This is a genomic window from Marinobacter suaedae (assembly GCF_030519635.1).
Lineage (GTDB): Bacteria > Pseudomonadota > Gammaproteobacteria > Pseudomonadales > Oleiphilaceae > Marinobacter > Marinobacter suaedae.
This window is the reverse complement of record NZ_JAUMIS010000001.1, coordinates 113,311-124,883: the sequence shown is the minus strand read 5'-3', so window position 1 is coordinate 124,883 and position 11,573 is coordinate 113,311. Positions and strand designations below refer to the sequence as shown.

At 53.5% G+C, this 11,573-nt stretch carries 6 protein-coding genes; 1 reads left to right on the top strand and 5 read right to left on the bottom strand.

All coding sequences use genetic code 11. The features are described 5' to 3' along the window. The first annotated feature begins 130 nt into the window (after positions 1-130). Positions 131-3,952, top strand: a complete 3,822-nt coding sequence (locus QVZ43_RS00515) for a fibronectin type III domain-containing protein (protein ID WP_302908454.1) — start codon at positions 131-133, stop codon at positions 3,950-3,952. Between the two features lie 140 nt (positions 3,953-4,092). Here QVZ43_RS00515 and tssH read toward each other — a convergent pair whose 3' ends face one another. From tssH to tssC, 5 genes are all read right to left on the bottom strand, one after another. Continuing rightward, on the bottom strand, positions 4,093-6,741 hold the full coding sequence (gene tssH, locus QVZ43_RS00510) for a type VI secretion system ATPase TssH (RefSeq protein ID WP_302908453.1): 2,649 nt from the start codon (positions 6,739-6,741) through the stop codon (positions 4,093-4,095). Positions 6,742-6,804: 63 nt separating this feature from the next. Further along, entirely contained in the window at positions 6,805-7,839 is a 1,035-nt protein-coding gene (gene tssG / locus QVZ43_RS00505; RefSeq protein WP_302908452.1) for a type VI secretion system baseplate subunit TssG, read from the bottom strand. Then, entirely contained in the window at positions 7,803-9,629 is a 1,827-nt protein-coding gene (gene tssF / locus QVZ43_RS00500) for a type VI secretion system baseplate subunit TssF (protein ID WP_302908451.1), read from the bottom strand. The genes tssG and tssF overlap by 37 nt, the downstream gene beginning before the upstream one ends. Continuing rightward, positions 9,622-10,104: a type VI secretion system baseplate subunit TssE gene (tssE, locus tag QVZ43_RS00495; RefSeq protein ID WP_302908450.1), complete on the bottom strand. Its 483-nt coding sequence runs from the start codon at positions 10,102-10,104 to the stop codon at positions 9,622-9,624. The genes tssF and tssE overlap by 8 nt, the downstream gene beginning before the upstream one ends. 30 nt (positions 10,105-10,134) lie before the next feature. Continuing rightward, entirely contained in the window at positions 10,135-11,523 is a 1,389-nt protein-coding gene (gene tssC, locus QVZ43_RS00490; RefSeq protein ID WP_302908449.1) for a type VI secretion system contractile sheath large subunit, read from the bottom strand. Between the last annotated feature and the right edge of the window lie 50 nt (positions 11,524-11,573).

Genomic DNA, 11,573 nt, shown 5'->3' with positions numbered 1-11,573 from the left:
ACAAGATATTTGCAAGCATCGATCATTCCTCACAGCAGAAGTTCGTCGGTGGCGTGAGATACGATTTCTAACCACTTTTGGATAAGGCCCCTAAACTGCAACGGTTCTGTGGGCCATAGGGACAATGAGCATGACATCCTCAGCCACCGGTCGTCCTCTCTTCAAGTGCCTGCTGGCAGGTAGCCTGGCCTTGATTTCTGCGTGCAGTGACGTGGGCAGCCAGTCCGACAGCGCACCGCAGGCCAAAGCCAGCATCATCGGCGCGACCAGAGCCGATGCCAACGTTTCCGTTCGCTCCGGAAGCAACATCCTTGTCAGTGGTAAAGACAGTGACGGCATCGATGATCCTATCCTGGACTTCGATATTCGCGTGGTCAGTGTCAGTGGGGATCCGGCGTTTACGGTCGAGGACATGGAGGCACAGTTGTTCGAACGGACCCAGAACACCAAGGCTTTCAGGCCGCCTTTCGCTTCACAAGATACCCAGGTGCAATTCGCCGTCGAGGTCACCGATGCCGACGGTGTTTCTGCGGTCGACACAACAACGTTGACCATCATGCCGGTGAACGATAGCGATTCCTTCCTGATCCAGCGCGCGGTCAACATCCCCCAGACTGATTATTACTCTCTCATGGTGGCGTTGGACCTCGAGCCCGGTGAAATTACCTCCTCCAGCCTTTTTCAGGTAGAGATCGAGACCGTGGTCGAGTGGCCGCCTCGCGTGGCCACGACTGACTGCGAGTTCGGTCCTGGTAACAATCTGTGCCAAATGGTGCTGGCGACAAAGACACTGAGCGGTGAGTGGCCGTCAGGCCTGAGCAGTACCGACACCAATGCGGTGGCGGCTGAGGATGCTTCATTCAACCCCGTCTTTAGTGTTCGGATTCCGAGCGTCAACGTAGACGACATCAACCGCGACTTCGAGACGTCCGAACGGGAAAAGCAGCTTGAACTTGGCCATGTGGCCTCCGCCAGGGCCTACCATCGATTCCGGTTCGTTCGTGCAGACAACAATGCCAGGCTGTTGATTCTGGATGGTCCCGGCGAGGATAGCCGCCTGCTCTTACATCGCTATGTCCAGGTTGGCACTGCCCAGAGCAATCTCGTCGCTGCTGACGCGATCCGTGCTTCCAAGGGCACCGAGGGTGGCCTTTCAGCCCGTGCCTACTATCACCTGATCGATCCGCTGGATCAGGCAACGACCTTGGCTGACTGGAAAGCGCTGCGTGGGTTTACCTCGGCGGTCGTTGACGAAAAGGACTTTGCCCACGCCATTTATCTGAATAACTACGATCTCGGTTTTGGCCGCGATATGTTCATGCGCACGGATGAGTGCGGCAACGTCTATTCCTTTGTCGATAACTACCCGACGTTGGAGCTGGCGCTGAAAAGAGTGAACAATTTTGCCACGGTGGTCATGGAGTACAGCCCCCTTGAGCCGGGCACCGACGGCAATTGCTCGACAGAGCCCAAGATCGTCAAGTTCTTCGCCTATGTGCCGGGGGCGAACGGTGGTCCGCGGGTGCGCATGGAAACCATGAATTTCGACGGCCGCGGTGAAAAGCCCCTGCCAGGGGTCTGCACCGCCTGTCACGGCGGTTCGGCAAACGCGCTCACCAGTTTCGTCAGAAATCACATCAAGACTAACGGTACCGGCACGGAATCACTGCTGGTGGCACTGGATGTGCTATCGACCGAGGAGAAATTGAATCTCGCCGACCTCAACGCCACCTTCATGCCATTTGACTTGGACTCCTTTCTCTATACCGATTCGGAAAATAGCGCGGAAGTCGATCCGTTCTATAATCCCGAGGACATCAGCCGGGAACATCAACGTTGGTACTCCCGGGAGTCCCAGTTGGCCGCTTTTCGAACCTTCAATAAATCAGCGCTCAGAACCTACCTGCACAAGCGGGACAGCCTGGTTGATGACAATCCCGACGATGGTTTTGGTCCGGCTTCGCGCTGGCAGGCGCCGATTGATCTGGTGAACAGTTGGTACCAGACGTCCATTGATGACCTGGCCAGTCTGGACAGCCTCGATTCTGCCCGTTTCAACGGTGATGCCGTCCTTGACGGCTGGCTGGGGCAGGAATTTCTCTATAGCGAGGTGTTCGCCCGCAACTGCCGTGCCTGCCACATCCAGCTGGCCAACACAGGGCTTAATTTTGATACAGCCGACGAGTTTCTTGATACCAACAACCCGGATTCCACCCGAATGGAGGATATCGTCTTCAACAGAGGTGTCATGCCTCTGGCCCGGTTGACCATGGACCGTTTCTGGGTGGACTTCAATGGAGAGGAATCCGCTGCGTCCAAACTCCAGACCCATCTCGGAACGTCTGCGATGCCGGGGCAAACCATTGCTCAATTCAGCATCAGTGACGCCAGCCCCGAGCAACTTGGGCAGACCATTCAGCTGGCAGTAAATTTCATCAGCGACGAATTCGACTATCAATGGTCTATGGTCAGTGACTGCGGCAGCACCAGCTTCCTGACGGGCGAAAACACGACCACCGCATCCTTCACGACCGATCGCTCACCTTGTGACTATGACGTCTCGCTGGAAGTGTCTAACGGCTTGGAATCCAGCGTTGTGACAAAGACAGTAAGGATGGACCGCAAGCCAATTGTCAAACCCATAATTACGGCATCTCTGGAAAGCTATGTTCCAGGGCAATCGGTCATCAATGTCGATGTCGATAGTGAAATTCTGGAAGGCAGCAGGGGGGATAACAGTCTCACGCAGGCGCTGATTATACATACCGATGATCCTGCCATTGTCCCGCTGGGCGATGGTATCGTTAGCTTCAACTTTTCCGGGGATTTGTCTGGCGTCAGCACTGCATTTAACTACAGCCTCGGGGACGTCGACGGCTCTGTGTCGGATAACGAAGGAACTGTTCTAATCAACATACCTGCCGTTGTTCCAGACCTTAGTGTGGGCAAGATCACTAGTAGCGGGGTGACGTTGGAGTGGGCAGTGCCATCCGGTTTTGTTGCCGATGAATACGTGCTTTACAAGGACGGTATCAAGTTGGCTGATGGCATCACGACAACCAACTATACGTATGATCCTCCTAACGAGGAATTCTACGAATATGCCGTTATGGCCGTTCTGGGTGGTGATGAGTCTCCCGTCTCCAATGGTGTGAAGGCCAGCACAGGGCCAGTTCCCTCCATATCAAGTCTGCAAGCGATCAGCCCTGAACAGATTAATGTTAGCTGGACCTTCCCAGAGGGGCAGAGTGCGAACTCGTTTTCAATCTATAGAAACGGAAGCTTGCTTACGGGGATGCCACTCGATGGGGCAGCACGAAAGTTTGAGGACACAGACGTTGGGCCGAATGAGCGGTATGAATACTCTGTGTCCGCCAACGTTAATGGAGCAACTCAAAAGTCTGCTTCAACGGTGGTCTATACGCTACCCGCTCCGCCCTCTAGCGTTATCACGATACCGAAAACGAACTCGGTGACTCTGAGATGGGATGCCAACGATAACCCTGACGGTACCGAATACTACATCTGTGTAGATGGAACAACGGCATGCAGCGTAACCAAAGCTCGCGATTACACGGTTAAATCGCTTAGCTCCAATACTAACTATAGTTTTGAAGTTCTTGCTAAATGGTTGCCAGATTCCAAATTGGTGTATAGCAATGCCGCTTCGTCTGGAAGCAACAGGGTCAAGACCTTAATCTCATATAGTGATTCAATTAAACCAATAGTAGAAAGAGAGGGCTGTGTGGGTTGCCATAATAAACCCGGTGTAGAGGACCATACTGAACAAAACGTAATAAAATTCTTAGCGTCTTATGAGTGTGTCACGAAAAGCTTGGATTATGGCTACAACTGCGCCCCCGGCTCAGATATGAGTGGATATTCCTTTGAAGATTGGGAGCTTGACCTTATAAAGTCTTGGAGAAAACAGGGCGCTAGTTCTAGTTATTAACGTGCGCATTCTGAAAACGTGAACACAAAAGCGTTGACTACTCGGCCGGAAGATTTCTCGGAGCGGACTGAGTTTTATTTCCCGAAAGGTTGGTAAGGTCCAATAAGGTCAGTGCCCCGGCTGCGGCCGGGGCACTGTGATTACTGGAGAGAAAAGGAAAAAGCGCCATTTCCCTCGGTGCCAATATGAACCTTGCTGATCTCCTCGCCGCCTGCCATCCGCTGCAGGCATTGGCTCGCCAGCTCTGGCAGCAGTGATTGGCTGAGGATGTTTTCAATATTGCGGGCGCCGGTATCGGCGTCTTTGCAGCGTGCCACGATGTGCTTGAGTACATCCTCGTCAAAGCTGAAATCGGCCCCGTAGTGACTGCGGACTCGCTTTTCGATGCGCTGCATGTTGATGGCGGCGATCTTCATCAGGTTGTCGTCGGCCAGCGGGTAATAGGCAATCAGGCTGGTGCGGCCGAGAAACGCCGGTTTGAAGGCGTTGAGTAATGCCGGGCGAATACGCTCCACCAGGGCATCCGGTTCGGGCTTGTCCTCCACTTGCTGCATGATCTCTCGAATGGCGTCTTCACCGGCATTGGAAGTCATGATGATGGTGGTGTTCTTGAAGTCGATGTCGCGGCCTTCACCATCCTTGATGGTGCCTTTGTCGAAGAGGTTGTAGAAAATGTCCTGTACCCCCGGGTGCGCCTTTTCCATTTCGTCCAGCAGAATGACGGAATAAGGCTTGCGCCTGGCGGCCTCGGTCAGGACGCCACCTTCGCCATACCCTACATAGCCCGGTGGCGAGCCAAGAAGCATGGAGACCTTGTGCTCCTCCTTGAACTCGGACATGTTAATCACGGTTAGATTCTGTTCGCCGCCATACAGGAGGTCGGCCAGGGCCAGTGCCGTCTCGGTCTTGCCGACGCCGCTGGTGCCCACCATCAGAAAAACGCCCTGGGGCTTGCGCGGATCACTCAGTCCGGCCCGGGACGTCCGGACGATTCTGGCAATGGCGTCCAGCGCGTGGTCCTGCCCAATTACGCGCTGTCCCAGATGGGTGGAGAGGTTCTGCACGATGTCGAAGTCGTCGCTCACCATCTTGCCCACCGGAATCCCCGTCCAGTTGGCAATCACGTCGGCGACGGCCGCTTCGCCGACGTTTGCCTGCATCAGGGGGGCTTCGCCCTGAATGTTATTCAGCTCCGCGTGCAGGTCGCGGAGTTCGTCCTTTATCGTGTCCAGCTCGCCATCCACAGGTTGTCCATCGTCGTGTGCCTGCTCGATCTGCCGGCGGCAATCGAGGATTTTTTCCACCAGCGCATGTTCCTGCTGCCACTGGGTTTCCAGAAATTCCAAGTGACTCTGCTCGCTGGCCAGTTCCCCGGCCAGTTCAGCAATCAGTTCGTCGTACTGGCCAGTCGCCGCATTCTCCCTTGCCAGGTTTGCTTTATTGCGTGTCAGGCTCTCGAGGCGCCGGCGACTGTCTTCGATCGCTGAGGGTGTTGCGGACTGGCTCAGTGCCACGCGAGCGCAGGCGGTGTCGAGCAGGCTGACCGACTTGTCCGGCAACTGGCGAGCGGGGATGTAGCGATGGGAGAGCCTGACGGACGCGGTGATGGCGTCGTCCAGAATGCGCACACCATGGTGCTTTTCCAGGGATTTGGCAATGCTACGCATCATGTCGATGGCTTTGGTTTCGTCAGGCTCGCCGACATTCACTACCTGGAAGCGTCGGGTCAGGGCCGGATCCCGCTCAAAGTATTTTTTGTATTCCGCCCAGGTGGTGGCGGCAATGGTTCGCAGTTCGCCCCGCGCCAGGGCGGGCTTCAGGAGATTGGCGGCGTCCCCTTGACCCTCCTTGCCACCCGCACCGATCAGGGTGTGGGCTTCATCAATGAATAGGATGATCGGCGTGGGCGAGGCTTTGACTTCTTCGATGACCGATTTCAGGCGGTTCTCGAATTCACCTTTCACGCTGGCGCCTGCTTGCAGGAGGCCAAGATCGAGCGTGCGCAGTGCCACCCCCTGGAGGGGTGTTGGAACGTCGCCTTTGGCGATGCGCATGGCAAAACCCTCTACGACAGCGGTCTTACCGACCCCCGCTTCACCGGTCAGGATGGGGTTGTTCTGGCGGCGGCGCGTCAGGATGTCGATGCACTGGCGGATTTCTTCATCCCGTCCAAGCACTTCGTCTATTTGGCCATTCCGGGCCTGGCTGGTGAGGTCCACGGTATAACGGTCGAGAGCCGGCGTCTTGGAGGGGCCGCCGGGTGCAGACGAGTCCTGAGTATTCCCGGCCGACTGTTCCAGCGTGTGGGCCGATTCCCCGGTTTTCCCGATCACCGTTTTGGCGCCTTCGCGGACGGTTTCGCCACGCAGTTCGGACAGTACCGGGAGTGATTCAGTCAGCGACCGACGCGACTGTTCGTTCGAAAGCAGTGCAACCAGCAGATGTCCGGACGTGATCCGGTCCTGGTGATAGTCGATCGAGGCGATCATCCAGGCATTCTTGGCGGCCTCGACGATCTCGGGTGAGAGGGAGGCAGGGCGGGTGCTGCCCGATCGAAAACGTTCCAGTGCGTTGTTGAGTTGCTGGCGTATTTTTTCGTCGGGTATTTCGAACTGTTTCAGCAACTGGACCAGGTCGGAATCCCGTTCTTCAAGGAGCTTCAACAGCCAGTGCTCAATCTCGACGTTATAGTGCCCCATAGACACACAGATACCGGCTGCGTTCTCAAGGCTGGCACGCATGGTCGTGGTCATTTTCTCGACCAGCGACTTAAGGTTGACGCTCAGCATGATTTGCTTCCTGTTTTGATTGATTTTTTTAGCAACCAGCGACTGCGTTACCTGCCAGCTATCTCAGTTAATATTGATTCTCACGTTCTCTTTGCTTTTTTTGTGCCCGGTCAGTGCCGTATTCCAGCCCAATATTGATTTGCCCTGTTCGGTGATGCCAAGCCCTGCCGTTCTCAAGAGCGACTTGCGAGTTTCTATTACTAGGTTGAAAGCTTGATGTGGTCCGGCCGCGTACTTGACGATTTTTTTAAGCTGCTGGACGGGCTTTTTGTCTGGGTGCAAAGCCAGTAGATCGGATTCGTTTTCGACCTGGATGACAACCGTGAAACGCCCCTGTATGAACCAGTTCCGACTGCCAAGGATGCAACTTTTGCCCAACTGGTGGTTGGTGCCAGCATGGAGCAGAGTTGGTTTTGGCAGTTGTGTCTGCAGGTCTACCGGAATCGGAACCCATTCGCCTTTGAACTGCTCTATCGTCACGGTAAGTCCCAAATAATGCTCGGCTAGCTGCTTGAGAGTTTGTGCGGATGGCGTAGGGCGGCCGAGCAGTCCGCTGACGCCACCCAAGAACTTGGGTGATGCTGGGAGCTGTTGGAGCCCATGGCCATACAATCCGAGTAGGGCAGACAGCATGGTCATAGAGCTAGTCTTGGACTGGGTGCCTTGTTCTAGGCCTTGTGGCAAACGGTGTTTTAACCAGGCACGATAAAGTAACTCTATGGTGCGTTGGTTGAAGATTTCAAAAAATGCCTTAAGTCCCGTTTCCTTACGTCGCAATTGCGCGGCAAGCAGTTCGCTGTAATGAACCGGCATTACACCCCTGCTTCCGACCAAGGTCATTGCGCTCAGGGTAACCTCTGTCTCGCCTTCTGAGACGTGAACGCGGTTTACGGAGCTGTTGTGAAAGGCAAGCCCAGGCTCAAGCTTGTAGTGAATCCTCCTATATCGTCCTGCTTTCTTATCCGCGGCTGTTTCCACAGGCCTTTCTGTCGATTGAAAATGCAGGAGATGCAGCGTTTGAAATAGTTCAAAGCGCTCTGGTGATTGCTCCAGTTTTTTTATCAGAGCAGGGATTGTTCGCCGCTTCTCGGTGGCCATGTCGCTTCAGGAGTTTCCTGTCCTTTTAAACTGTATGCCGTGCGGGTAAAGCTGTTGATATGGCAATACAGGCCGAAGAAATGTTCAAGGATTGATGCGAACAGGTAGGGGCTCTGCCCCCCCAATCGCTGCTGATCAAATGTCAGGTGGACTTCCAGGCCTCGTGCCGGCCCGTAGGTCTCACCTATCTTGATGGTGGCGCTTACTGGCCGTGTGCTCAGAGCGACGATGGAATCGATCAGACTCTTACTGCTGGATGAGTTACGAAAATCATAGAGTCGAAGAATATCCTTGAGAGTTTGCAGAGATGAATCGCCCTCTGTCAGGGACAGATGATTGAGGTTGAGATGGGAGATCAATCGCCAATAAATGTCCTTTTCATCAAGTACCCGCATTACTGGCGTGGGCGCGACCACGAGGGCAATAGGAATGGCGGGTGCGTTACCGTCCGGCGAACTGAGAGAAATGCCCTGATTGAAGGGCAGCCGGCTTAACGTATTGCGGTTGAAGCAGGTTGTTTCCACGGTAATCACGAGATCGTCAAACGATTCAGGTTCTGACTTGGTGTTGACAAAATTTAGACTGACATTGCTTGTTTGTTCTTTCCTTTGATCGCCCTCATAAGCTAATTCCCGTTCGCTCAGCCAGTAGAGATCGAGTGGCTGCTCGAAATGAATGGGCCGGCTGTCAAAGTAGTTAAGCAGTCTTCGTGGCTTGCCGGATGCATCAATGGCGTGAACTGTATCGATTGAATAGATTTCCAGACTGTCGTGTTGGGTGACATCGGGTTCCAGCGAGTAGCTATGTCGAGCAAAATCCATCCGGATCGGATCGGCAGTTTGGCTGAACAGGTTGACTGCAGGGGTACATCCCAGTTGGAAATGCTGGGTGCTGATTTGGTGTTCCAGTTGATTCGGTGCATCCTCGAGATAGATGTGCAGGTGGAGGGTCTTGCCGTCGAGACGTGCTAACGCTTCACCCAGGTCTACGATATCAAAGAAGAGAAACTTGTCTTGGGATACAAAAAATTCAGTGAGTAGCCGGTAACCCATAAACGATGAGGGGGCGTAGGGTAAAAGTCCTTCGTCTTCGGTGAATCCCACAGTGCGGATTGCGTTTCGATCGAGAATGTGAGGTGCTGGATCGTTATCGGAGCCGCTGACAACGATGGCCGTGGCTTTGTTGAAAATCAACTCGTAGAGGTCGAATCGCGCCCGGTCTTGGCCTCCGATAAAGAATCTAAGCTGGTCGAGTTTAAGCTCTCTGATAGCACCTACACCTTCGTTCGCTTTCAACTTTAGATGGATAATGGCGTTGCCGCGGACTTCATTGGCTGCCGGTGTCGCGCAGGGTCTGAAGAGCAGTTGAGTGTCCTCGACGGCGAGTGGAACAAGTTGTGTTGGATAGCCTGTTCGAAAAAGGCACCGGCGGCCGACAAAAGGTTCTGTTTCCAGGGTGATTTTGGCGGGCAGCTCGGAGGGGGTATCGAAATACCGTGTGGTGTCGAAACGAACGATGGTGCACGGAGGAACTGGTCGGAGGTAATGAGGATAGAGCGCATCCAGCATTGCCTTGGAATACTCAGGGAAGCTTTCGTCTAGGCGATACTGTATACGAGCGTTTAGAAACGCTACAGCACTGATCAGGTGCTCAACTAGGGGATCTTGCAGTTCGTCTTCACCGAGCTTTAGGCGACTTGCTATGCCGGGATGGTTGATGGCGAACCGTGACGCTTCCTCCTTTAGAAATGCCAGTTCTTGTTCGTAGTGCCTCAACAGGTGATCACTCATGATCGTTTGTCTCGAGAACGTCGAAATTGTGGGTGATTGGGTTCAACGTGGAATCGAAAATGATTAGTTCATTGGCGAGTGCAACTTTCAGAACAATCTCTATTCGGAAATAGAATTCGGGTTCCAATGGATCTGGTCGCCCGTTGATGCTAGCGCAGACAGTGGCGACGCGAGGTTCATAGTTTTTTACCGCGGTTTCAATCGCCTCTGATAACTGTCGGGCTTCCGCAGTTGAACCCAGATTTACTGACATCAAATCAGGCAGACCGTAGTTCAAGAGTGACTCTGTAAGGAAGCGGCTTTGGAGCGGAGGTGAGACTGGGCATTGCCGCGTATTGAACAAGTTGATCAGGTTGCGACGCAGGCTTTCCTTGATCTGGAAAATTGTCATGCTATGAGATAGTGCCTCACGACCAATGCCTCTTTGTGATCCGAGTATCGCGTCGAGTACCGGTGCCGCTAGTTTCTTTGGCATATTTCTTCTTCCCTCGAATGGGTGTTGGCCTCAACTCGTTGCATTCATTTGTACCAATTCGGTGGTGAGCTTGAGTTCAGAAAGAATGTGCTCTGCGTGGTAGTGGGGCTGCAGGTCAATGTGGCAAATGAAGTGGCCGGTGCTATCAGGTCGTTCATTGACTTGGACTCGGTAGGCTTTGAGAGGGCGACGAGCCCTGCCTTCCCAATCCAAGTCACTGCGTCCCGACGTATACTTCTTGAGCCAATGTTCGAGTAATTGCTGGCATTCTTCTGCTGTGAACAGGCTGCCTATTTTGTCTCGAATCATCAGTTTTATGTGGTGTGCAAACCTTGAGGCGCAGAGAATCTGTTGCAGCATAGAACCGACATTGGCGTTGGCGGTGCTTATCTTATTCGGGGATGTCGGTGGACGATGGATGGATGGATTGCTCAAAAAGACACTTTGTTGGGCGGCATAGGACTGATGTAGAGCTATAAGTCCCAGTTCCGAAAGCTTTTTTTCCTGGGTCTCCGTGATGCGGACATCTGTGTTGATTTCAAATGCAGTATCTGCGTCACTCGAAACTGCCGGATAAGGTAACTGATTGACTACACCTCCGTGAGAAGAATCCCTGGGCGCTCCCCGAATATGTGAGAACCAGCCGACTCGAATGAATTCCCGGATCAGGATCGCAGCGAAGGCGAAACTGGCGTATCCCCAGCACAGGTTATTGCCGCTATGTTGGGAAGGACATTCTTCAAAGCTCAGATGCTTTTCAGCGCATTGCCGACGGGTGTAGCGCCTTCTCAAAAGCACTCTGGGCATGCAGATACCGATAAAACGGGAATCGGATAGATTTCGAAGACTGCGGTTCCAGTGTTCATATTCCTTGAGATCAAAAATTTCTGCTAGGTCACGTAAACGATAGAGCTCGCTGAATGCATCGATGCCAAACAGTCCGGGAGCCGCATTACAAAGAAAAGGAGCGAAGGCTGCTGCCGAAACTTCTGCAATGCCCCGCAGTGTTTCAACATCGTTCCGCCCATGGCTGCTTCGATGTTTGACCTCGTAATGGCCTACCAGGAGGCCGAAGGGGATGCCTCCAGGCGTACCGAACTCTTGTGTGTACACCAGCCGAAATAGTGTCGTCTGATCGAATTCCACCGTACTGGATATATCCTTGGTAATATCCTGCCAGCTGGCATCGAGCATTCTGATACGAACCTTGGGGCTGAGCGCTGACTCCGCGCATAGAAGATGCAGGCTACGCCAGGCACCTTCGAGTTGCTGGAATTTTGAATGGTGGATGATCTCGTTGAGGAGCCCTTGGATTTTTTCATCGATAAGCTTTATTGCCAAAGCGGCTCTGGCCCGATTGGTCGTTAATCTATCGATATCCAATTCGCCCTGTTGCGTCATATGTTGTGAGCGTTTCATTCGGGATATGGCTCCTGCCAGGTTAGAGCCTTTCAATAAACAAAAGAGAA

Bases quoted from the DNA above. Each gene is read 5' to 3' on its own strand.
- QVZ43_RS00515 (WP_302908454.1), top strand. From the start codon at position 131: ATGACATCCTCAGCCACCGGTCGTCCTCTCTTCAAGTGCCTGCTGGCA.
- tssH (WP_302908453.1), bottom strand. From the start codon at position 6,741: ATGCTGAGCGTCAACCTTAAGTCGCTGGTCGAGAAAATGACCACGACC.
- tssG (WP_302908452.1), bottom strand. From the start codon at position 7,839: ATGGCCACCGAGAAGCGGCGAACAATCCCTGCTCTGATAAAAAAACTG.
- tssF (WP_302908451.1), bottom strand. From the start codon at position 9,629: ATGAGTGATCACCTGTTGAGGCACTACGAACAAGAACTGGCATTTCTA.
- tssE (WP_302908450.1), bottom strand. From the start codon at position 10,104: ATGCCAAAGAAACTAGCGGCACCGGTACTCGACGCGATACTCGGATCA.
- tssC (WP_302908449.1), bottom strand. From the start codon at position 11,523: ATGAAACGCTCACAACATATGACGCAACAGGGCGAATTGGATATCGAT.